The organism is Streptosporangium becharense (assembly GCF_014204985.1).
Lineage (GTDB): Bacteria > Actinomycetota > Actinomycetes > Streptosporangiales > Streptosporangiaceae > Streptosporangium > Streptosporangium becharense.
In genome coordinates this window covers 3,489,887-3,511,725 of sequence record NZ_JACHMP010000001.1, presented here as the reverse complement: position 1 = coordinate 3,511,725, position 21,839 = coordinate 3,489,887, and the positions used below count along the sequence as shown (strand labels likewise).

General features: G+C 70.5%; 21 protein-coding genes. 13 read left to right on the top strand and 8 right to left on the bottom strand.

Translation table 11 applies throughout. The features are described from left to right. The first annotated feature begins 240 nt into the window (after positions 1–240). The 4 genes from F4562_RS15210 (at position 241) to F4562_RS15195 (ending at position 2,586) form a co-directional block, all read left to right on the top strand. On the top strand, positions 241–825 hold the full coding sequence (locus tag F4562_RS15210; protein ID WP_311733794.1) for a type II secretion system F family protein: 585 nt from the start codon (positions 241–243) through the stop codon (positions 823–825). Between the two features lie 696 nt (positions 826–1,521). Then, a complete protein-coding gene (locus F4562_RS15205; RefSeq protein WP_246473439.1) occupies positions 1,522–1,758 on the top strand; it encodes a DUF4244 domain-containing protein in 237 nt (78 codons plus the stop codon). 43 nt (positions 1,759–1,801) lie between these two features. Then, positions 1,802–2,134 carry a TadE family type IV pilus minor pilin gene (locus F4562_RS15200; protein WP_311733795.1) on the top strand — a complete coding sequence of 111 codons (333 nt, stop codon included), beginning with the start codon at positions 1,802–1,804 and terminating at the stop codon, positions 2,132–2,134. Further along, positions 2,059–2,586: an Rv3654c family TadE-like protein gene (locus F4562_RS15195; RefSeq protein WP_312872127.1), complete on the top strand. Its 528-nt coding sequence runs from the start codon at positions 2,059–2,061 to the stop codon at positions 2,584–2,586. The genes F4562_RS15200 and F4562_RS15195 overlap by 76 nt, the downstream gene beginning before the upstream one ends. Positions 2,587–3,650: 1,064 nt before the next feature. On the opposite strand, the gene F4562_RS15190 is transcribed toward F4562_RS15195, so the two are convergent. Continuing rightward, positions 3,651–6,041 carry a DNA 3'-5' helicase SftH gene (locus tag F4562_RS15190; RefSeq protein ID WP_184537467.1) on the bottom strand — a complete coding sequence of 797 codons (2,391 nt, stop codon included), beginning with the start codon at positions 6,039–6,041 and terminating at the stop codon, positions 3,651–3,653. Between the two features lie 159 nt (positions 6,042–6,200). Between F4562_RS15190 and F4562_RS15185 the strand changes: the two genes are divergently transcribed. The 4 genes from F4562_RS15185 to F4562_RS15170 all read left to right on the top strand — a co-directional run bounded on the left by F4562_RS15185 (position 6,201) and on the right by F4562_RS15170 (position 10,662). Next, on the top strand, positions 6,201–6,545 hold the full coding sequence (locus tag F4562_RS15185; RefSeq protein WP_221206227.1) for an STAS domain-containing protein: 345 nt from the start codon (positions 6,201–6,203) through the stop codon (positions 6,543–6,545). Between the two features lie 2 nt (positions 6,546–6,547). Beyond that, a complete protein-coding gene (locus F4562_RS15180; RefSeq protein WP_184537471.1) occupies positions 6,548–6,994 on the top strand; it encodes an ATP-binding protein in 447 nt (148 codons plus the stop codon). Between the two features lie 426 nt (positions 6,995–7,420). Beyond that, positions 7,421–9,757, top strand: a complete 2,337-nt coding sequence (locus F4562_RS15175) for a sodium-translocating pyrophosphatase (RefSeq protein WP_184537473.1) — start codon at positions 7,421–7,423, stop codon at positions 9,755–9,757. Positions 9,758–10,188: 431 nt separating this feature from the next. Beyond that, positions 10,189–10,662, top strand: a complete 474-nt coding sequence (locus F4562_RS15170; RefSeq protein ID WP_311733797.1) for a SixA phosphatase family protein — start codon at positions 10,189–10,191, stop codon at positions 10,660–10,662. Between the two features lie 28 nt (positions 10,663–10,690). Here the strand turns inward: F4562_RS15170 and serB are convergent, their stop codons facing one another. Further along, positions 10,691–11,905, bottom strand: coding sequence for a phosphoserine phosphatase SerB (serB, locus tag F4562_RS15165; protein ID WP_184537477.1), 1,215 nt, complete (start codon positions 11,903–11,905; stop codon positions 10,691–10,693). 184 nt (positions 11,906–12,089) lie between these two features. Here serB and F4562_RS15160 point away from each other — a divergent pair, with 184 nt between their 5' ends. The 3 genes from F4562_RS15160 to F4562_RS15150 all read left to right on the top strand — a co-directional run bounded on the left by F4562_RS15160 (position 12,090) and on the right by F4562_RS15150 (position 14,418). After that, positions 12,090–12,806: a GNAT family N-acetyltransferase gene (locus F4562_RS15160; protein ID WP_221206086.1), complete on the top strand. Its 717-nt coding sequence runs from the start codon at positions 12,090–12,092 to the stop codon at positions 12,804–12,806. A gap of 56 nt (positions 12,807–12,862) precedes the next feature. After that, positions 12,863–13,750: a lysophospholipid acyltransferase family protein gene (locus tag F4562_RS34955; protein ID WP_221206088.1), complete on the top strand. Its 888-nt coding sequence runs from the start codon at positions 12,863–12,865 to the stop codon at positions 13,748–13,750. A 173-nt stretch (positions 13,751–13,923) separates the two neighbouring features. Continuing rightward, positions 13,924–14,418 (top strand): MarR family winged helix-turn-helix transcriptional regulator, encoded by a 495-nt coding sequence (locus tag F4562_RS15150; protein ID WP_184537481.1) that lies wholly within the window; start codon positions 13,924–13,926, stop codon positions 14,416–14,418. A gap of 39 nt (positions 14,419–14,457) precedes the next feature. Here the strand turns inward: F4562_RS15150 and F4562_RS15145 are convergent, their stop codons facing one another. The 5 genes from F4562_RS15145 to F4562_RS15125 all read right to left on the bottom strand — a co-directional run bounded on the left by F4562_RS15145 (position 14,458) and on the right by F4562_RS15125 (position 18,987). Continuing rightward, complete coding sequence (locus F4562_RS15145; RefSeq protein WP_184537483.1) at positions 14,458–15,141, bottom strand: response regulator transcription factor; 684 nt, start codon at positions 15,139–15,141, stop codon at positions 14,458–14,460. Between the two features lie 494 nt (positions 15,142–15,635). After that, entirely contained in the window at positions 15,636–16,205 is a 570-nt protein-coding gene (locus F4562_RS15140) for a DUF11 domain-containing protein (RefSeq protein WP_184537485.1), read from the bottom strand. 237 nt (positions 16,206–16,442) lie between these two features. After that, positions 16,443–16,988 carry a DUF11 domain-containing protein gene (locus F4562_RS15135; RefSeq protein ID WP_184537487.1) on the bottom strand — a complete coding sequence of 182 codons (546 nt, stop codon included), beginning with the start codon at positions 16,986–16,988 and terminating at the stop codon, positions 16,443–16,445. Between the two features lie 131 nt (positions 16,989–17,119). Further along, on the bottom strand, positions 17,120–18,304 hold the full coding sequence (locus tag F4562_RS15130) for an S-adenosylmethionine:tRNA ribosyltransferase-isomerase (protein ID WP_246473438.1): 1,185 nt from the start codon (positions 18,302–18,304) through the stop codon (positions 17,120–17,122). 17 nt (positions 18,305–18,321) lie between these two features. Beyond that, positions 18,322–18,987 carry an SDR family NAD(P)-dependent oxidoreductase gene (locus F4562_RS15125; RefSeq protein WP_184537489.1) on the bottom strand — a complete coding sequence of 222 codons (666 nt, stop codon included), beginning with the start codon at positions 18,985–18,987 and terminating at the stop codon, positions 18,322–18,324. A 123-nt stretch (positions 18,988–19,110) separates the two neighbouring features. On the opposite strand from F4562_RS15125, the gene F4562_RS15120 reads away from it, so the two are divergent. Both F4562_RS15120 and F4562_RS15115 read left to right on the top strand, forming a co-directional pair. Then, on the top strand, positions 19,111–20,241 hold the full coding sequence (locus F4562_RS15120) for a GAF domain-containing sensor histidine kinase (RefSeq protein WP_184537491.1): 1,131 nt from the start codon (positions 19,111–19,113) through the stop codon (positions 20,239–20,241). Next, on the top strand, positions 20,238–20,945 hold the full coding sequence (locus F4562_RS15115; RefSeq protein ID WP_184537494.1) for a response regulator: 708 nt from the start codon (positions 20,238–20,240) through the stop codon (positions 20,943–20,945). The genes F4562_RS15120 and F4562_RS15115 overlap by 4 nt, the downstream gene beginning before the upstream one ends. A gap of 150 nt (positions 20,946–21,095) precedes the next feature. Here F4562_RS15115 and F4562_RS15110 read toward each other — a convergent pair whose 3' ends face one another. Beyond that, positions 21,096–21,815, bottom strand: coding sequence for an Rv1486c family protein (locus tag F4562_RS15110; protein ID WP_184537496.1), 720 nt, complete (start codon positions 21,813–21,815; stop codon positions 21,096–21,098). Positions 21,816–21,839: the final 24 nt, after the last annotated feature.

Here is a 21,839-nt window from a genome sequence, read left to right as displayed (position 1 = left end):
GGGTGGTTGTGGAACACCCGCGGCGATCCCGCAGACCGCATTCGCGGAGCCCGGCGTTCGGTGGCTGCCGATGGCCCTTCCGAGATGAGACCGGAGACCGGTGGGGTCCCGCTCCGGTCGCGTCCGGCGACCGCCACGGGGAAACCGGAGACCGGTGGAGTCCCGTTCTCGCCGCGGCCGGCAACCGCCACCGGACAGGCGCACGATCCGGCATGGGGGCGGCGACCGAGCCGGGGTGAGGTGACGATCTCATTCGCCGTCGGGCTGACGGTGTTCCTCGCCGTCGGCGGTATGCCCGGAGGAGTGGCCGGAACGGCCGGTGCCACGATCGCCCTGGTTGTCCTGCGTCGGCGGGAACCATCGGAGCTGAGGCGGGAGCGTGAGCGGGTGGCGGCGGATCTTCCGCTGGCGGCAGATCTCATGGTCGCCTGCCTCCGTGCCGGGCAACCGATCACCGGAGCCCTCGACGTCACGGCGGAGGCGATCGGCGGGCCGCTCGGTGACCGCCTGGTCTGGGTCGGCGGCCAACTGCGGCTTGGGGCCACGCCGGAGACGGCATGGCAGGCCCTGGCGACCGAACGCCCGCTCACCTTCCTGGCGCGGACGATGAACCGGGCCGCGCTCAGCGGTGCTCCGGTGGCCGACGTTCTCACCCGCCTCGCGGACGACTCCCGGCATGCGGCCCGTGCCGCGTCCGCGGCGGCCGTCCAGCGGGTCGGCGTCCAGGTGGTCGCCCCGCTCGGGCTGTGTTTTCTGCCCGCCTTCGTCTTCCTTGGAATCATCCCCGTTGTGGCAGGTCTGGCCAGTGAGGTGCTGCTGCCATAAGTTATCCACAGATTTTTCTCTGGATATCCGAGTTGTCCACAGGGGGAGGTTGCATCCTGTGGACAAGCGGCGAAGGTGCTCCCCGTTCGTGACCCTCGTTCATCCCGCCGACGATCTCCCGGCCGGATGATCACACGTCCCACCACCGGCCTCCACTTGGGCGGCCAGGGTTCACCTGTCGTCGGAGATTTTCTCCGCACCTACCCTCACCGGCCCACCGGTCTGTTCCGATTCCCCCACCAGTTGGCTCTCCTCCACCGGCCCACCGGCCGGTCTCCTTTCTTCTCGCGAGACCATCGGCCGTTCCCTCCTGTCGGCCGGCTCCCTCCCGCTGTCGACCGGTTCCCTCCCGTCGGGGAGACGGCCGGCTCACCGCGGGAGACGCGGAGGTGCGCCGTGGCCTTGACACGACCGCGAACAGGCGCACGCCGTCCGGCCTCCTCCGGAAGAGGTCATCATGGGCGCACGGCCTCCTCATCGAAGACGGTGAGGCCACCAAGGGTGCTTGGCCTCCTCATCGGAGGCCGTTTCGCTGAGCACTGGTCTCCCGAGGGGGCGTCGTACGGCGCACAGGTTGTGGACAACCTCGACTTGTCCACAGAACACCGTTCACCCCCGCTGGGCCGCGAGCCGATGGAAGAGCCTGACTTCACTGATGCCGGGCGATGTGCCTGGCGAAGACCTCAGGAGGTAACCATGCGTCCGATGAAGGCCGTCAGCATGCGACATGACCTGACGGGGTGGGTGCGTGCCCGATGGGCGCTGCTGATCACCGGTCCGCACCGTGAGCGTGGCATGTCCACCACCGAGTACGCGGTCGGAACCATCGCCGCCTGCGCCTTCGCGGCGCTCCTTTTCAAGGTGGTGACGAGCTCGGAGGTCCAGCAGATGATCACGGCGCTGATCAACCGGGCACTGACCGTGGCCGGGTGACCCCGTGGCGGTGATGCTCGCCGCCCACCGGTGCAAAGGGTCGGTGACCGCTGAGACGGCCGCGGTGCTGCCTGCCCTGATGGTGGTGCTGGCGGCCGGACTATGGGCCGTGGCGGCGGTCGAGGCCCGGCTCGAGTGCGTGGACGCCGCCCGTGCGGGGGCTCGGGCCGTCTCGCGTGGTGAGCCGTTGGAGCGGGTCCGGAGCAGCGTCCTGGCAGCGGTCCCGGCGGGTGCGCGAGTCGTGGTGACCCGAGGTGCCGATGTGGCCCGGGTGGAGGTGTCGGTGCACGTCAGACCGCAATGGGGCACCTCTCTTCCAGGGGTCACCGTCCGGGCGACTGCGGTCTCCGCCGTCGAGCCGGAGGCAGGTCAATGATCATGAAGGGTTCCGCCCGATGCGGCAGGAGGACGATGTCCTGGCCTTTGCGGGGCGATGGGGGAGGGCCTTTCCGGGGCGATGGGGAACGGGGGTCGGCGACAGTCTGGGCCGTCGGGTTGGCGGCGTTGCTCTTCGCGGTGGTGATGGCGGTCGTGTTCACCGGCGCGGTCAGAGTGGCCCGGCACCAAGCGCAGGCGGCCGCCGATCTGAGCGCGCTCGCCGCCGCCCGGGTGGCCTTCGCCGATCCCGGTGAGAGCTGTGGGAAGGCCTCACTGATCGCCGCCGGTAACGGGGCGGAGATCACCCGATGCTCCGTCGGTGACGACGGCATAGCCGATGTCCAGGCCGCCGTATGGCTGTCGCTGCCTGTGCCGTTCGGATCAGGCGGTACGCGGGTCACGGCGCGGGCACGTGCGGGGCCCGTGCACATCACCGGTCCCGGTGAATGAGGCGGTGGTGGTCTTGCTTGCGAGGCTGGCCGTGATCTTGTTCATGAGGCTGATTCGTGCGGATGGGGACTCGCCGGGTGGGCGAAGCAGCATGGTGAAAAGCTCCCTATCGTCATGCCCCGGATAGCGAGCCCATAGGTGATCAATAGTTATAAATCACCACATGGGTGTGAAATATCAATAAAACCGTTGTATAACTTGAAAACGGATTTAACTGATCAAAGTTCGCTGAAAGTGACATAAGTTCCCTAAGTGGTCGTGCGTACGGAGGTGTTGACTTGCGCCTGGCATGTCGATCCGCCTCCAATGGGCTGGGTCTGGGGTCGGCGTGCTGATGCGTGGTCGGCGGGCTGGGCCTGGCCTGGTGTGTGATTCGTGTTGTGCGGGCTGATTCGGGCTCGGCATGCGGATCTACGCGCCCAATGGGGTGATTCTGGGCCCGATGTACCGATTCGTGGTCGGCGGCTAGTTCTGGGCCTGGTGTATAGATTTGCGTCCAGTGGATTGGGCCTGGGCCTGGTGTGTGATTCATGTTGTTCGGGCCAATGCGGGCTCGGCGTGCTGATTCGTGGTCGCCTCTGAATCTGAAAGCTCGACGTTGCATGTGATCATGCTCTTGGGCTGCGGTGATAGGTGACATCCGTGTGACGCCAGCCTTTGATCGTCAGCTGCCGGCCTTGACTTGTCCCCGAGTGCGGACGGGGACCTCACCCGTCCTCGTATCGGCCTCGACCGGCCGGCCCGAATGTGTGATCACCGGTCGGGGCCCACAGTCGCCCGCGCAATGATGCTGGTGTTTTCCGGACAGCTCTTTCCTCTGATGGGAGCCTTCCGGAATAGGATCGTGATCGAATCACACCTCTTTGGGAGTCGTTCATGTAGTAATGCGGCATCCGAACCGTTAGCGAAGCGGCGTCCGAACCGTTCTCCCCCTCACTTGCGATCACTATTTCGGAGGTGCGAGTCGGCGCTGAGCCGCCAGGTCGTCTTCTGAAGGTGCGAGTCGATGCCGGGCCGCCAGGTCGTCTTCTGAAGGTGCGAGTCGGCGCTGAGCCGCCGGACCGTTAACTCGCCGAAGGCCCTTGACCGCAGGGCAGGTTCTCCCGGCCACGGGACGGGTCGAGACCGAGAAGGACCGCCAGGAGCCGGAGGGCTCCAGTCTTGTCCAGGGGGTCGTTGCCGTTGCCGCACTTGGGTGACTGGATGCAGGAGGGGCAGCCGTGCTCGCACTCGCAGGAGGCGATGGCCTCGCGGGTGGCCGTGAGCCAGTCGAGAGCACGTGCGTAGCCGCGTTCGGCGAAGCCCGCGCCGCCCTCGTGGCCGTCGTAGACGAAGACGGTGAGCAACTCGGTGTCGGGGTGGAGTTCGGTGGAGACGCCTCCGATGTCCCAGCGGTCGCAGGTGGCGAACAGCGGCAGCAGGCCGATGGCGGCGTGTTCGGCGGCGTGCGCCGCTCCGCCGAGGTCGACGCCGTCCCGGGCCAGGGGGGCGACCGCCGAGGCGGGCAGCGTCCACCAGACGGCGCGGGTCCGCAGGGTGCGTGGAGGCAGGTCGAGGGGTTCGTCACCGAGAAGCTCACCGCTCTGGACCCCGCGCTTGAGATAGGACACCACCTGGTTGGTGACCTCCACTGTGCCGAGGTGCAGCTCACCCGGCCCGAGAGGACGCGAACGGAGCGATTCGATGACCGAGATGTCGGTGACGTCTCTTGCGAAGGTCATGTACTCGGGCTTGCCCGCCTCGACCAGGGCGACTCCCGCCTGCAGGTCGAGTTCGGCCACCACGAACGTCTCCCCCTGATGCACGTAGACGGCGCCGGTGTGCACCGCCGCGTGGGCGGAGGGTTCGTCCACGGTGCCGAGCAGCCGTCCGGTGGACATCTCCACGACCTGCACCGGAGCGCCGCCCGCCCCGCGGAGGTCGGCGAGGTCGGCGGCCCGCTCCCGGCTGGTCCAGTACCAGCCCGTGGCACGTTCCCGCAACATCCCGTCCCTGACCAGAGCGCGGAGCACCTCTTCGGCCGCGGGGCCGAACAGGTGCAGATCGTCCCGGGTGAGCGGGATCTCCGCGGCCGCCGCGCACAGATGCGGGGCCAGCACGTACGGGTTGTCGGGGTCGAGCACGATGGTCTCCACCGGGCGGCCGAACAGAGCCTCGGGATGGTGGACCAGGTAGGTGTCGAGGGGGTCGTCCCTGGCGATGAGCACCGCCAGCGCGTCCGCCCCGTCGCGCCCGGCGCGTCCGGCCTGCTGCCAGAGAGAGGCGCGGGTGCCGGGCCATCCGGCGATCAGCACGGCGTCCAGCCCCGACACGTCGACGCCGAGCTCCAGCGCGTTGGTCGTCGCCAGCCCGAGCAGGTCGCCCGAGCGCAACGCCTTCTCCAGGCTCCGGCGGTCGTCCGCCAGGTATCCGGCCCGGTAGGCGGCCACCCTGTCCGGCAGGTCCGCAGGCAGGCCGGCGCCGGAGACGAGGTCTTCGAGCCTGGCCCGCGTGGTGAGAGCCACGGTCTCGGCGGCCCGCCGCGAACGGACGAAGGCCAGGGTGCGGACGTCGGACAGCACGAGGTCGGCCATGAGTTCGGCGCTCTCGGCGGTGGCCGTGCGGCGCAGGGGAGCGCCTCCCTCGCCGCGCAGATCGGTCAGGGGCGGCTCCCACAGGACGAACGTCGTCGCGCCCCGGGGGGAGGCGTCCGTGGTCACCTCGGCCGCCTGAAGGCCCGTCAGACGTGTCGCGAAGGCGCCGGGATCGCCGGCGGTGGCCGAGGAGAGCACGAAACCGGGTCCGGAGCCGTACCGCGCGCAGATCCGGCGCAGGCGGCGCAGGATCTGCGCGACGTGCGAGCCGAAGACGCCCCGGTAACCGTGGCACTCGTCCACGACGACCAGACGCAGCCGCCGCCAGAAGGACGACCACTGCGCGTGCCGGGGCAGCAGGCCGCGGTGGAGCATGTCCGGGTTGGTGAGGACGTAGTTGGCGTGTTTGCGGACCCAGACCCGCTCCTCGAAGGGGGTGTCGCCGTCGTAGGTGGCCGCACGGAGCTCGGGGACGTCGAGCTCCGCCAGGACACGGAGCTGGTCGGCGGCCAGCGCCTTGGTGGGCGACAGATAGAGGACCGTGCCGCCGTCGAAGACCGCGGAGAGGGCCGGCACCAGGTAGGAGAGTGACTTGCCCGAAGCGGTGCCTGTGGCGATGATCACGTTTTGGCCACATCTGACCAGGTCGGCGGCCTCCGCCTGGTGCGGCCAGAGGCCGGTGACGCCGAGGTTCGCCCAGCGCGTAACCAGTCGCTCGTCGACCCAGTCGGGCCAGCGGGTCTCCCCGGCCTGACGTGCGGAAACGTGTTCAACGTGGGTGACACGTCCGCGACGTGCGGGAACGCCGAGCAGCCGGTCGAGCGCGGTACCCGTGCGGAGGGGCGAAGATGTGGGCGGAGTCACTGGTTTCCAGTCTTGCATCTGTGGGCAGAGTCGCCGGGAATCGTGATTTCGTATAGACACTGAGCGTACGCATGGTTGAATGCCGCGCGTCAGGGCTTGTCATCGGGGCCGTAGCCGGTCCTGGGGGCTCGCCCATCAGTACTTCGCAGTCAAGGCGCTGGAGGATCTGTGGATGCTCTGAAGTTGGACCACCATTCGGATGACCGTCTCACCATCGTTGAGGTGGAAGGTGAGATCGATGTCTACACCGCGCCCAGATTGCGTGAGCTCCTGATCGACCTGGTCAACAAGGGAAACTTCCACCTGCTCGTCAACATGGAGAAGGTGGACTTCCTTGACTCCACGGGCCTCGGGGTCCTGGTCGGGGGGCTCAAGCGGGTTCGGGCGCATGACGGCTCGCTGGAGCTGGTCTGCACCCAGGAGCGCATCCTGAAGATTTTCCGGATCACCGGCCTGACCAAGGTCTTCGGGATCTACGCCTCGGTCAAGGAGGCCAAGGAAGCTCACGGTCGAGACAAGTAGTCGTGGCTACCGTCGAGCTGACGTTCAGCGCGCTTCCCGCGCACGTCCGGACGGCGCGTCTGGTCGCCACGGCGATCGCGCGACGCACCGGCGTGGAGGAGTCGCTACTGGACGAGGTGCGGCTCGCCGTCGGTGAGGCGTGCTCGCGGGCCGTGGAGGCACATCGTCTCCACTGTCCGGGAGAGCCGATCCGGATCGAGCTGCGTGATGACCCGGGGCGCTTCGAGGTGACCGTCACCGACTCCGCCCCGAGTGACGAACTGGAGCACGATCGCGGCCTTCTGGGGTTCGACGATCCCTTCGGTCAGCTTCCTGATGCCTTGATGTCGGGGTTCGGCATCGCTGTCATCGCGGGCCTGGCCGACGACGTTCAGGTCTACCCGAGCCAGAAGGGCATGCGCATACGCATGAGCTGGCCGGCGGCGACGAACGGCCTGTCTCCGGTCTGACAGACGACTTCGGCAGCCGGGCACGTCCACGCGGACGTGCCCGGCTTTCCGTATGAAGGCCCCTAATTTTGATTAAAACATAATTTATTATTATGTTGCCCGAAATGGGGAAGAAACAGACGTGCACGGGTTAGGCGTGGCGGTCTAAATGACCTTATAAGCAGGCCGGTCGACAGAGGGCGCTTGACGCGTTGTCAATTAGCGGCCTGGAGAGGCTTCATATCCGCGTCTTTGCTGCGTAGACTCCCGGCACCGGCCAAGGTTTATCCTCCGGACGGCCCGCGAGCGAGCCGTCCGGAGGGGTCTGCGGACGCAACTGGAAGCGGCACTGCCAACCAATCCCGGATGTGCGCCGCTCCGCCCGCCTACCAGATGAAGCAGCGCACTCCGGGCAGGACGTCTACCCGTCTTGCCGAGGAGAGTCGGATGTCTGTGCTCCATCTCGCCGCTGTCGATCAGCCAGCGGTATCCCTGAGCGGTTCCCATTTCACCATCGTGATCGTGGTCGCCGTCGTGGCCCTGCTCGCACTCGCCGTCGCCGGAGTTCTGGTGCGCGAAGTGCTGGCCGCCGGTCAAGGCACCGAGCGCATGCAGAACATCGCACGAGCCGTCCAGGAAGGGGCTTCCGCCTATCTGGCGCGGCAGTTCCGGACGCTCGTGCTCTTCGTCATCCTGATCCCGTTCCTGCTGTACCTGCTGCCCGCCGAGTCGACCGGCGTCGCGATAGGCAGGTCCCTTTTCTTCGTGGTCGGCGCGTTGTTCTCCGCACTGACCGGCTTCATCGGCATGTGGCTCGCGGTTCGGGGGAACCTCCGCGTCGCCGCCGCCGCCCGTGAGTCGGGGGAGAAGGTCGCGATGCGGATCGCCTTCCGCACCGGCGGTGTGGCAGGCATGATCACCGTCGGTCTCGGCCTGCTCGGCGCCGCCGTGGTCGTGATCGTCTACGGCGGTGAGGCGCCGGCCGTGCTGGAGGGCTTCGGCTTCGGCGCCGCGCTGCTCGCCATGTTCATGCGGGTCGGCGGCGGCATCTTCACCAAGGCCGCCGACGTCGGGGCCGACCTGGTCGGCAAGGTCGAGCAGGGCATCCCCGAGGACGACCCGCGCAACGCCGCCACCATCGCCGACAACGTGGGCGACAACGTGGGCGACTGCGCGGGCATGGCCGCCGACCTGTTCGAGTCCTACGCGGTCATGCTGGTCGCCAGCCTGATCCTGGGCAAGGTGGCCTTCGGCGTCGAGGGCCTGGTCTTCCCGCTCGTCGTACCCATGATCGGTGTGCTGACCGCCATCATCGGCATCTTCGCCACCGCTCCGCGCAGTCGTGACCGCAACGGCATGGCCGCGATCAACCGCGGCTTCTTCATCTCCGCGGCCATCTCGGCGGTTCTCGTCGCCGTCGCGGCCTTCCTCTACCTGCCGAGCAGCTTCGCCGGGCTGACCGGTGTGAGCGCGGAGATCGCCGCGATCACCTCCGACCCGCGTCTGATCGCGATCGGCGCGGTGCTCATCGGCCTCGTCCTGGCCAGCGCCATCCAGATCCTCACCGGATACTTCACCGAGACGAACCGCCGCCCGGTGCGGGACATCGGCGAGAGCTCCCGCACCGGCGCCGCCACGGTCATCCTGTCCGGCATCAGCGTCGGCCTGGAGTCGGCGGTCTACTCGGCCCTGGTCATCGGCGCCGCCGTCTACGGCGCCTTCCTGCTGGGCTTCGGCAACGTCACCATCGCCCTGTTCGCCGTCGCGCTGGCGGGCACCGGCCTGCTGACCACGGTCGGTGTGATCGTGTCGATGGACACCTTCGGCCCGGTATCCGACAACGCCCAGGGCATCGCCGAGATGTCCGGTGACGTCGAGGGTGAGGGTGCCCGGGTGCTCACCTCGCTGGACGCCGTCGGCAACACCACCAAGGCCATCACCAAGGGCATCGCGATCGCGACGGCGGTGCTCGCGGCGACCGCGCTGTTCGGCGCGTTCCGTACGGCGATCGAGACCCAGCTGGCCACGGCCACCCAGTCGGTACGGGAGGCGCTCGGCGGGTTCGGCACGTTCAGCCTGAGCGTCGACTCCCCGAACGTGCTGGTCGGATTGATCATCGGCGCTTCGGTGGTGTTCATGTTCTCCGGTCTGGCGATCCTGGCGGTCGGCCGCGCGGCCGGGCGGGTGGTCATGGAGGTCCGCGAGCAGTTCCGCTCCAAGCCGGGGATCATGAACGGTACGGAGCTGCCCGACTACGGCAGGGTCGTCGACATCTGCACCCGCGACTCACTGCGGGAGCTGGCCACGCCCGGCCTGCTCGCCGTGCTGACGCCGATCGCGGTCGGCTTCGCGCTCGGATACGCGCCGCTCGGCGCTTTCCTGGCCGGCGCCATCGCCTGCGGCACGCTGATGGCGGTCTTCCTGGCCAACTCCGGTGGTGCCTGGGACAACGCCAAGAAACTGGTCGAGGACGGCCACCACGGCGGCAAGGGGTCCGAGGCCCACTCGGCCACCGTCATCGGCGACACCGTCGGCGACCCGTTCAAGGACACCGCGGGCCCGGCGATCAACCCGTTGCTGAAGGTGATGAACCTGGTGGCGCTGCTGATCGCCCCGGCGGTGGTGGCGTACGCGGACAACACGGCGCTGCGGGTCGGGATCTCGGTGCTCGCGGTCGGCATCATCGTCGCGGCGGTGATCGTCTCCAAGCGCCGCTCGGCCGGTCTCGCGCCGGAGCGGGAGGGCAGCGTCGACCGGGAGCGCGAGCAGGTCGTCTCCAGCTGAGTGCGGCCCGCCGGGACACGCCGTAACCGGGTATGAGGCCCGGCGGGAGCGAACGAGGCCCGGCGGGAGCGCGCCGTCGCCGCGTGTGAGGCCCGGTGCGGGGTGCTCGTCTGAGCCGGGCGAGGTCTGACGGGCGAGGTCTGACGGGAGGGGTGCGTGGGCTCCGCGCACCCCTTTCGCGCGTGCGGAGCATCGCGGTGGGAAACTGGGCGTTGTGAATCCTCCACTCTCCGAAGAGAGCGGCCTCTCCCTCCCCTCGACAGAGGCGGGCGACGGCCGAGTCTTGACCGTTTCGAACGGCGGAACCACGACAGGGAGGCGATTCCCTTGACGGAACAACCGCCTTCCGGTGGCAAGGCGCTCCTGCTCATCCTGCTGGCGATGGCCGTGGTGCTCGCGGCGATCGCGGGCCTGGCCATGTGGGCGGCGCGGTGACGGCGCGCACACTGGTCGTCCTGCGCCACGCCGCGGCGGCCCAGGTCCCCGGCCTCGCCGACCGGGAGCGGCCCCTCACCGGCGAAGGTGAGCGCGACGCCCGCAGGGCGGGGGAGACGATCTCCGGCATGGGGGTCCGGCCCGACCTGGTGCTCTGCTCGCCGTCGGTGCGCACCAGGCGTACCGCGGAGCTGGCCCTTCCCGGCGCGGACATCGTGGTGGAGCACGCTGTCTACGAGGCGTACTCCGACGAGTTGCTGACCCTGATCCGGCGGAGCGACCCGCAGGTGCGCACGCTGCTGCTGGTCGGCCACAACCCCGGTGTCCACCAGCTGGTCCGGGACCTCACGCAGGAGCCCGGCGGCCCCGGGTTCCCGCCGGGCTCGTTCACCGTCATCGAGGTCGCCGGGGAATGGGCCGAACTGGACGGCGGTCGCCGGGTGGCCCGGTGGAGCCCGGAAGAGCACTGAACCTCCGGGGCGCCGGGCCGGGGAGCGCTCAGCGCGCGACGCCGTCCTCCGCGTCGGCTTCCTCGACCTCGGCGCGGGGGATGCCCAGCAGGTAGAGGATCGAGTCGAGGTAGGGGACGTTGACGGCGGTGTCGGCCGCCTGGCGGACGACGGGCTTGGCGTTGAACGCGATGCCGAGACCGGCCGCCGCGATCATGTCAAGGTCGTTGGCGCCGTCGCCGATGGCCACGGTCTGGCTGATCGGGATGCCGGCCTCACGGGCGAAGCGCTCCAGGGCCCGCGCCTTGCCCGGCCGGTCGACGATCTCACCGAGCACCCGCCCGGTGAGCACTCCGTCGACGACCTCCAGGGTGTTGGCGGCGGAGTAGTCGATGCCGAGATCCTCGACGAGGGCGTCGGTGAGCTGGGTGAACCCGCCGCTGACGATCGCGAACCGGTAGTCGAGCCGCTTGAGGGTGCGGACCAGGGTGCGGGCGCCGGGGGTCAGCACGACCTCCTTGCGGACCTTCTCGAAGACCTCCGCGGACAGTCCTTCCAGCAGCGCGACGCGGCGGCGCAGCGACTCGGCGAAGTCGAGCTCGCCGCGCATCGCCTCCTCGGTGACCCGGGCGACCTCGTCCAGGCAGCCGGCGTGCGCGGCCAGCAATTCGATGACCTCGGCCTGGATGAGCGTCGAGTCGACGTCCATCACGATCAGACGCTTGGCCCTGCGGTGCAGACCGGACCGCTGCACGGCCACGTCGACCTGCTGGACGTGCGCCTCGGCGGCGAGGTCCGCGCGGAGACTGTCGGGGTCGGCCCCCGAGACGGACAGTTCGATGCAGGTGACCGGGTAGCTGGACAGGCGTTCGATCCGGTCGATGTTGGCCCCGGCGGCGGCGATCCGCCCCGCGATGCCCGCCATCGCGGAGGGCTGGAGGGGAGAGCCGAGTACGGTGACGTTGAGCCGTCCCCGCCTGCGCTTCTCCTTCGGGTCGGACCCGGTGGAGAGTTCCACGTGCAGGCCCAGGTCCTCCGCGGTGCGTTCGACGGCGGTCCAGAGCGCGCCGAGGGTGCCGCCGGTGCCGGTCGGTGTGTCACCCGCGTACGAGACGAGGACGCCCAGCGTGAGCCGGTTGCGGATGACGACCTGTTCCACGTCCGAGACGACGACGGGGAAGCCCGCCAGCACCGAGAAGAGGCGGGAGGTCACGCCCGGTCGGTCCGGGCCGGTCAACGTGATCAGGAGCGTGCGCTGGTTCATCGTGTCCTACGCTACTTGGCTCCCGATTCGGCCGTTAATGCGGTTCACCATCCGGACGCCTGGAATTCGTGGCCCTTCCAGGTCCCGCGTCACCTGGGACTGTCTTCATGAGTCCATGACGACCCTTCCCGTTGAGCCGCGCGTCGCTCGTTACACCGTCGGGCTCGCCGGTACCGCTGCCGAGATGAGGCAGGCGCAGCGCCTGCGTCACCGGGTGTTCGCCGAGGAGATGGGTGCTCGGCTGGACAGTCCCATCACCGGTCTGGACGTCGACCCGCTCGACGCCTACTGCGACCACCTCCTGGTACGGCACGCCGAGACGGACGAGGTCGTCGGCACCTACCGGCTGCTCGCCCCGCGCAGGGCCGACCGGCTCTACTCCGAGTCGGAGTTCGATCTGGCCGCGCTGGCGGGGATACGGCCGGCCATGGTCGAGGCGGGCCGGGCCTGCGTGCATCCCGATCACCGGGGCGGAGCGGTGATCGGGTTGATGTGGGCGGGCATCGCCCGCTACATGGCCGCCGGCGGGTACGGCTGGCTGGGCGGGTGCTGCTCGGTGCCGGTGGCGGACGCCGACGGGATCGCGGAACGGGTGCCGCTCTCCCCGCCCGAGTACCGGGTCAGGCCCCACCGTCCGTGGCGGCCGGACCGGACCTTCGCGCCGGTCCCCGTGCAGGCGGCGGCTCCCCCGCGACCGGGCGAGGGGGCGGGGCCGGTGGCCGAGGCGACGGCGCGGCCTCCGCTCCCGCCGTTGCTCCGCGCGTACCTGCGGCTGGGTGCGTGGGTCTGCGGTCCGCCGGCTCACGATCCGGCCTTCGGCACGGCCGACTTCTTCGTACTCCTCCCGATGGGGAACCTGCACACGCGCTACCTGCGCCGCTTCCTGGGCGGGGCGTCATGAACCCGTGGCTGCCGGCGGCACCGTGCACGCCCGCCGCGTGCCTCACGCCACCGGAGGTGACAGCCGCCTGGCCGCGCAGGGTCCTGCGGCTGACGGCCGTGACACTGGTGCTCCTGTCCGGGGTGGCGTTCGCGCTGGTGGCCACCGGTCTGGGGGACCGTGGCCGGATCCGGTTGGCGGGAGCCTGGTCCAGGCTGCTGTTGCGCGCGATCGGCGTCCGGGTGGAGGCGCGGCAGGGGTTCACCTTCCTGGCCGGTTCGGCCACCGGACCCCGGACCGTCCGGATGGCCCGGGGCCGGATCGTCCCGGCTTCCGGGTACCGTTCCGTCCCGGCCGCCGGGCCCGATCTCGATCCGCCGGGGCGGGGCAGCCCGCAGGCCGCCCCGCTGTTCGTGGCCAACCACGTGTCCTGGCTGGACCCGCTCGTCATGGTGGCGGCTCAGCCGTGTCACCTGCTGGCCAAGCGTGACGTGCTGGGATGGCCGGTGATCGGTGTGCTGGCGACGGTCGCGGGAGTGTTCTTCATCGACCGGGAGCGGCTGTCCGCCCTGCCCGTGGCCGTGAGCCGGATGGCCGCGGCGCTCGCCGGAGGCCACGCGGTGGCGGCCTTCCCCGAGGGGACCACGTGGTGCGGCCGGAAGATGGGCACGTTCCGCCCGGCCGTCTTCCAGGCGGCGCTGGACGCCGGAGCCCCGGTCAGACCGGTGGCGCTCAGATATCTGGGACCGTCCGGTACTCCCGCGACCGCCTCCGCCTTCGTCGGGGACGACACGCTGTGGGCCTCGGTACGCCGCGTGGTGGCCATCCGGCGCCTGACGGTGGAGGTGACGGTGCTGCCCGAGGTCCGGGGAGACGACCGCAGGGCACTGGCCTGGGCGGCCGAGTCGTCCGTCGCCTCGGTGGTGGTCGTCGGCGCCGCGCACGACGTCCCGGTCGCCGCCTGACCGCGCGTCGCGGCCGCGTCCACGGGCGCGTTCCCGCCGCCTCCCGGGCTTGAAGGGATCCTGTCGCGGGGATCCGGGCTCCGCACTCGATGGTTCCGTGTCGTGGCGCCGCCGGCGGGCCCGTTCCGGGGTGATGACGGACCGCCCCTGTGGTTCGATGTAAAAATATCTCGGTGAAGGATCCGGATCTTGGCATACGGGAGATGGCCGACCAGTGGGCGGCCCGGCGGCCCGGCGTCGACGCCCGGCCGATGGCGCTGTTCGGGCGGCTCAGCAGGGCCGACACCCTGGCCAACGCCGCCATGACCGCCACGCTACGGGTCCACGGTCTCAACCGCGGCGAGTTCGACGTGCTGGCCACGCTGTACCGGAGTGGTGAGGAGCTTTCCGCGGGAGCGCTCGCCTCGTCGCTGCTGCTGTCGCCCGCGGCGACCACGAACCGCGTCGACCGGTTGGAGGCGGCCGGGTTGCTGGTTCGTGTCCCCGATCCGGCCGACGGCCGCGGCGTGCTCCTGCGGCTTCTGGATCGGGGGCGGAGGCTGGTGGAGGAGGCCGTCGAGGATCATGTACGCGGCCTTCAGACGCTGCTGGACGGGCTCTCGGAAGAGGAGCGGGAACAGCTCTCCCGGCTGCTGGCCCGCCTGCTGCGGAGCATGGCCGCCGGGTGAGGGCGGCGGCCCTCCACGAGGAGGCGCCGGGTCCCCGGTCTAGCCCGATGATCCCAGGTAGGCGATGACGGCCGCCACCCGGCGGTGGGTGTCGGGGCTGTTCTCCAGGGCCAGCTTCATGAAGATCGAGTTGACGTGCTTCTCGATCGCGGAGACCGACAGGTGCAGGGCACGTGCGATACCGCCGTTGGACAGGCCGTGGGCCATCTCCCTGAGCACGTCCAGTTCCCTGGGGGTCAGCTCGGCGGGCGGCGGGCTGCTCCGCACCCCTCGCCTGGCCAGCAGCCCTTCCACCACCTTGGGGTCGATCACCGAGCCGCCCTCGGCCACCGACCTGATCGCGCCGAACAACTCGTCGATGTCGCCGACCCTGTCCTTGAGCAGGTAGGCCCGTCCCTCGGTGCCGTCCTTGAACAGGTCGAGGGCGAACATCGCGTCGGCGAACTGGGAGAGCACCACGACCCCGATGCCCCGCGACTCCGCGCGGATCCGGTGGGCGGCGTCGATGCCCTCCATTCCCGGACGCACGAGCTCGGCGGAGCCCGGCATGCGGATGTCGGTCACCACCGTGTCGGGCGTGAGCCGCCGTGCGGCGTCGAGCAGTTCGTCGGCGGTGCCCACGGCGGCGACCACCGAGATCTCTCCCGAAGCCTCCAGGAGGCGGCGGGTGCCCTCCCGCACCAGATAGTGGTCCTCGGCCAGGACGACCCTCAGCTCAGCCATGGGTCACGCGGCCCGCGGAACTCGTCATGGGGGAATCCTGCCGGGTGAGGGAGCGCAGCGCATATGAGGTTGCCCGCACTCTCCGGGGAACCGCCCCTGGAGGCCGTGTCCTGCTGGGGAAGCGTCCCTCCGAAGGGCGTGCCCTCCGGAGGACTGTGTCCCTCCAGGAGGTCGCCTCCCGTGGGGAGGCCGTGTCTCCTCGGAGCGGCGCGGAGAAATCCATCGGGGAACAGGTGGGCGGGAGGTGAACATCGCGGGAAACGGGGAAGTCCATCCGGGGGATTCTTCTCCGGAGCCGGGAAACGCGAAAAAGGTCATTAACTAATTTAATGGGATAAATCATATAAAAGCTGCTGATGGTGGTCCGGAGTGCTCGGAGGCCGCGACCCGGCTGACGGACCGTTCCCGCCCCGCGGTCCCGCCGGTGCCGGGTTCGTGTCCCGGGAACGTGAGAAGCCCCGCCCTGCGCAGGACGGGGCTTCCGAGACGTGCCGTCAGCGGACGATCTTGGTCTTGGCCTTCTTCACGAAGTACCAGCTCTTGATGCCCAGGCGCTCGTACTCGTCCCGGGACAGGTTCTCGGCGCCGTTCGGCAGGTCGTAGGCGTCGACGCCGAGGATGGCCTCGGCGGTGCCGCGAGCCCGGTTGGTGAGCTTGACGGTGATCCGGAGGGTGGCCTGCTCGCCCACCTTGATGGCGCGCGGGTACCAGCACCAGAAGCCGTCATCGTAGACGTCGCACTCGGAGCCCTTGGGGCCGTAGATCGCGGTGATCTTGGAGTTCTTGGGCAGGGCGCCGCCCATGTAGAACGTGTCGGCCAGGTGCGGGCCCCCGTTGACGGCCTTGACCGTGTAGGTGATCTTCCCGCCCGCCCGGACCTTCTTCGGCGCCGAGATGCTGACCTTGAAGGAGGAGTAGGGCTCGTCCGCCGTCTTGACGGCGGACGCGGGGGCCTGAACCGGAGCCTGCGCGGGGGCGGCCGAGGCGGGGGCGGCGAACAGCACGCCGCCGGCCAGCGAGGCCGCCAGGGTGAGGGCTGCGATCCTGGAGATCGGATGGCGCATCAAACATCTCCCAGTCGAAGAGTGAGGGGACGCTTGGAACGCCCCAGAAGGACCGCAGCGTTTTATCACATATTTTGATGTATGTAGAAATTGTATTTTCTACGGCAGATTTAGCGGAGCGCCCGGCGCCGCGTCACGCAGGCGGAACGGGGTCCCGCACCGACCGGCCGCCAGCTGCGGGCGGCCTCCGGGCGCTCCGAGTCCTCTTCGGGGAGCATCTCCCCGCAAGGAGGCGGACTAGCGAATGATCTTGGTCTTCACTCGCCCGTACTTGATGTCGGTGCCGACGTCGATGCCGTGGATGTCGAAGGTGCCGAGCCCGCCCGCGGGGATGTCGATGGAGGCCGAGCCGAACTCGGCGACGGCGGTGCCGCGAGCGTTGCGGTTCACCCACGCCCGGATCTTGAGGGTGGTCGACTTGCCGGGGTTGAGGGTGTCGAGCAGGCAGCCGACCTCGCGGCCGGTGACCTCGCAGTACGCACCCTTGGGCTTGCTGATGATGCGGACCTTGGAGACCTGCTTGGGCAGGTAGCCGCCGACGTAGGCGATGTCGGTGTACCACTTGCCGACGTTCTTGATCTTGAGCGTGTAGACGATCGGGTCACCCGGCCAGGTCACGCGCGGGGCGAAGATGTCCGTCTTCAGCGGCGAGAGGGGCTGGTCGGCCTGGGCCGCCGTTCCCTGTGCAGCGGCCTGCGGTGCCGCGGCGTTCGCGGTTCCAGGGGTGAGCAGCATGCCTCCCGCCACGGCGAGGGCGGCGAACGCGGTCAGGTGCCGGCGCATTTCTTACTCCAGTCGGAATTCGGGATCCCCCATTGGGTGCTGCGATCAGCATGCGGGATCCGACTTGGAAACCCCTTGTGACTGACTGGCCGGCGACCTGTGGGCGTCCCGGGCAGGGCGGTCCGGGCCGCTCAGCCGATGATGAGGTGGACGTCGCCGAACTCGTGCCAGAGGTACCCCCGCCCGAGCGCCTGCGCGTAGGAGCGCGACAGCAGTTCCCCTCCGGCGATCGCCGAGAGCATCATCAGGTGGCTGGAACGGGGCTCGTGCAACCCGGTGAGCAGTCCGTCCACCGCCCGTACCCCCGCCTCGGGGGTCACCACGTGCGAGGTCCAGCCCCGTGCCGCCCGCACCCGGCCGGTGGCCAGCGCCGCCGTCTCCAGTGCCCGCACCACCGTCGTGCCGACCGCGACCACCCGGCCGCCGGACCCGCGCGTGAGCTCCACCAGCCGCGCCGTGCTCACGGGCACCTCGAACCGCTCCGGGTAGGGCGGTTCGTGCTTCTCCGGCGAGGCCACCCCGGTGTGCAGGGTGATCGGCGCGACGCCGATCCCGCGTGACACCAGGGCGGTCACCAGGGCGGCGGTGAACGGCCGTCCCGCGCTGGGCATCTCCGCGCTCCCCGGGTGCACCGCGAACACGGTCTGGTAGGCGGTCAGCGGCCAGTCCCGGTCCACGTACGAGTAGCGGATCGGCACGCCGTACCGCCGCAGGTACGCGGGGACGTCGCGGTCCAGCGCGGCCCGCCACAACCGGGGCGTCTCCCGCCCCAGCAGCCGGAGCGTCGCCCCGCCCGGCAGCGGCAGCCACTCCCCGTCCGCACCGCCCCGGTAGGGCTCTGCGGCGCTCTCCGGCCTCCCGGCCGGCCCCCGCTCCGGCCCGGCGCCCTCCGGTGTCCGGGGTCCCCCGCGCCGGCGCAGCTCGACCAGCCAGGTCCCGTCCTCGCGCTCGGTGGAGAAGTGCACCGCGAGCCGGTCGAGGCGGACCGCGGCCGGCAGCGTCGCGGAGTTGTTGACCACCAGCAGGTCACCGGGGCGGAGCAGGCCGGGCAGGTCGGTGAACGCGTGGTGGCCGATCTCCCCGGTGTCGCGGTGTGCGACGAGCAGGCGCACCCCGTCACGGGCCAGCCCTCTGGCCTCCGGCGGCTCGTGCGCCTGCAGTTCCCACGGGAGTTCGAAGCCGGCGGCCATGGCGTCCGTCGTGTTCCGGGTGCCCGCCGTGTCGCCGGGGTTCGGTGCGTTCGCGAGGGCCGGTGCGTTCGCGGGGTTCGGTGTGTTCACGGCACCGGTCGTGTCCGCGGTGTCCGTCACGTCCATGCCTCTCCTCTCGTCGTTCACCGGTGTCTGATCCGCCCGCTGGCCGGGCGTTCGGCGACCAGCCGCCGCAGCGTGGGCACGACCGTCTCCGGGGCGGGGGCCGTCGCGGCCTCCTCGGCGCCGACCGCGTCGGCGAGCATGGCGGTGCGCATCTCGCCCGGGTCGAACCACCAGACCGCGACGTCCGGCTCTTCCACCGCCAGCACGTGGGAGAGCCGCTCCAGGGCCGCCTTGGTCGCGGCGTATCCGCCCCAGCCCTCGTACGCCTCCACCGCCGCGTCCGAGGAGACGTTGACGATCGCGCCGCGCCGCTCCCTGAGGCCGGGCAGGGTCGCCTGGATCAGCGCCAGCGGGGCCAGCACGTTGACCCGCAGCAGTTCCTCCAGCGTGTCCACCGGGTAGTCCGCCAGCGGGCGCATCGGAACCGGGCCCAGTCCCGAGGCGTTGTTGACCAGCAGGTCCAGCCCGCCGAGGTCTCGTGCGGCCCGGGCCAGCCGGTCGCGGTGGGCCGGGTCCGCGACGTCGCCCGCCAGGGCGAGGGCGCCGAGGTCGTCCGCGGCACGGGCCAGTGCGTCCCGGCCGCGGGCGGTGAGGATGAGCTTCCAGCCGTCGGCGGCGAGGGAGCGGGCCAGGGCCAGGCCGAGACCGCGGGAGGCGCCGGTGATGAGCGCGGTGTTCGTCATGGTCCGACGGTAGGAACCGGAGAGCCGCGCGCGCCTCGGCCCCGGGACCGGTTCCGCGCGGGCTCATGGACCTAGGACCGATGGCGTAACGCGGCGGCGCGCACCGGCGCCTAGAGTTTCTCCATGAGCGCGGAGGCCGGGGATCGCGACGCCGTCCTGCAGGCGGTGAGCTCCGCCGTGCTGGCCGTGACGAGGCACCTGTCGGTCCGGGAGGTGCTCCAGGTCATCGTCCGCTCGGCGCGACGGCTGCTGGACGCCCGTTACGCCGCCCTGGGCGTGCCCGACGACCAGGGGGCGTTCGCCGAGTTCGTCGCCGAGGGCATCTCGGACGAGCAGTGGGAGGCGATCGGCCCCATGCCCCGCCAGCACGGCATGCTCGGCGCGATGCTGCGCGAGGCCGCGCCGGTGCGCCTGCCGGACATCCGCAGGGACCCCAGGTTCGAGTACTGGCCGCGCGCGCATCCGGTGCTGAAGGACTTCCTCGGGGTGCCGATCCTCGACGGCGGTCAGGTGCTCGGCATCATCTTCCTGTCCGACAAGCACTCCCCGGGCGGCTTCACCGAGGCCGACGAGCGGTTGCTCACCATGTTCGCCGCGCACGCGGCCATCGCGCTGACCAACGCGCGGCTCTACGAGCGCGGCCGGGAGCTGGCGCTGGTGGAGGAACGCACCCGGATGGCCAGGGAACTGCACGACGCGGTGACCCAGAAGCTGTTCTCGCTCCGCCTCACCGCGCAGGCCGCCGCCTCGCTGGTCACCCGCGACCCCGACCGGGCACTGCGGGAGCTCGACCGGGTGGAGCGGCTGGCGGGGGAGGCGCTGGCCGAGCTCCGCGCGGTGATCGTGGAGCTCCGCCCGGCGGAACTCGACCGGCACGGCCTGGCCGAGACGCTCCGCAAGCACGTGCGCCTGCTCGACCGGCTCCACCCGGCCGTCTTCTCCTTCGAGGAGACCCCCGTCTGCGAGCTCGAACCCGCGGTGGAGGTGGCCGTGCTGCGGGTCGCGCAGGAGGCGCTGCACAACGCCTCCAGGCATTCTGGAGCTCGGGCCGTGCACGTCCGGCTGGGGTGCGCGGGCGGACGTGTCGTCCTGGAGGTCGGCGACGACGGGGTGGGGTTCGACGTGTCCGCCGCCGCGGGGCGGGGTCTGGGCATCGCCTCGATGAACGACCGCGCGCAGGCCCTCGACGGGAGCGTCCGGGTCAGCTCGGAACCCGGCCGGGGAACGCTCATCCGGATGGAGGTGCCGACATGATCCGCGTACTGATCGCCGACGATCACCCGGTCGTCCGGCAGGGGCTGCGTACCTTCCTCGACCTGCAGGACGACCTCGACGTGGTGGGGGAGGCGGCCGACGGCGCCGAGGCGGTCGCCCTGGTGGAGTCGCTCGCCCCGGACGTGCTGCTCCTGGACCTGAGGATGCCGGTCCTGGACGGTCTCGGCGCGCTGACCCTGATGGCGGAGCGCGGGCTGTCGTCGAAGGCGCTGGTGCTGACCTCCGTCAGCGACAGGGAGGACGTGGCCCCGGCGATGCGCGCCGGCGCCGTGGGTTTCCTCTACAAGGACGTCGAGCCCGGCGCGCTCGTCCAGGCCGTCCGCGCGGTCCACGGCGGGCAGGTGCTCCTGGCGCCGGAGGCCGCCGAGGCGATGCTGTCAGCCCCAGCCCCAGCCCCGGCCCCGGTACCTGGCACGGGCCCGGTCTTTAGGGTGTCTCCCGCCCTCGGTGGTGCCGGCCCGGCTCCCGGCGCGCCTGCGGCGGTGCCCGTGGCACCGCTGACCGAACGGGAACGCCAGGTGCTGGCACTGATCGCGTCCGGACGGTCCAACCGTGAGATCGCCAGGGAGCTGACGGTGGCCGAGAAGACCGTCAAGACCCACGTCTCCAACGTGCTGATGAAGCTGGGCGTGCAGGACAGGACCCAGGCCGCCCTCTACGCGGTGCGCAACGGCCTCACCTGAGGGGACCGGGACGCGCGACGGGGCCGGACGCCCGGCCTCATTCGACGGGCCGGGAACGCCGTCCGGACCCGCCGACGGGCCGCGGGAACACCCCCCGGCCTCACCCGGCGGGCCGGACCTCCCGGCTTCGCCGACGGGGCGCCGGTGCCCTCAGACGAGTTCGGTGATGGCGTGATGGGCGGCGACACGTGCCCGGCGCACCGCCCGGTCGAGGTCACGCAGGGCCTGAGCGCGGACGGCGATCTGGCCCGAGGTGATCCCCCGGTCGTCGGCGACGCGCAGCGCCGCGTCCAGACGCGCCGCCAGGGCGGCGACCCGATGGGCACGGGCGGGGTAGCCGGGGGCCAGGCCGTCGTCCATGGCCGGCACCCGCCGGTGGCCCTGGGCCGGGCCCGCGACCCCGAGCAGCGCGTCGGTGGCCGCGCGCATGGCACGGGTCAGATCGTGTTCGGCCTCGGCCAGCGAGGGCAGGTCGGGTGCCGTGCACCGGGCCTCCAGCACGCTCCACCGCACCCCGGCGTACGATGACCCGCGACGGTCCTTTACCGGGATCATGCCGAGGCATCTGTCGCCGAGCACGGCTATCGCCGCCTGCCCGGCCTCGATGGCCGCGGAGTTGAAGGGGGGCGGTCCGGTGAGCCCGAGCGGGTCGCCCGCGATGGGGAGGGCCAGTCGTAGTGATGTCATGCCCCCGACCCGCAGCTCGGCGAGGAAGCCACGCAGGGGGGTGTCGCCGGTCTCCGCGGCGACGAGTTGGGGGCCGCCCTGCCGCTCCACGCGGTCGGCGGCCTCGTCGAGGCCGACCTGTCCGGTGAGCCAGGCGTTGCCCCAGCAGACCAGGGTGGCCGAGATCGGTGAATCAGGGTGCACCGATCCACGATATGCGCTTGTCCT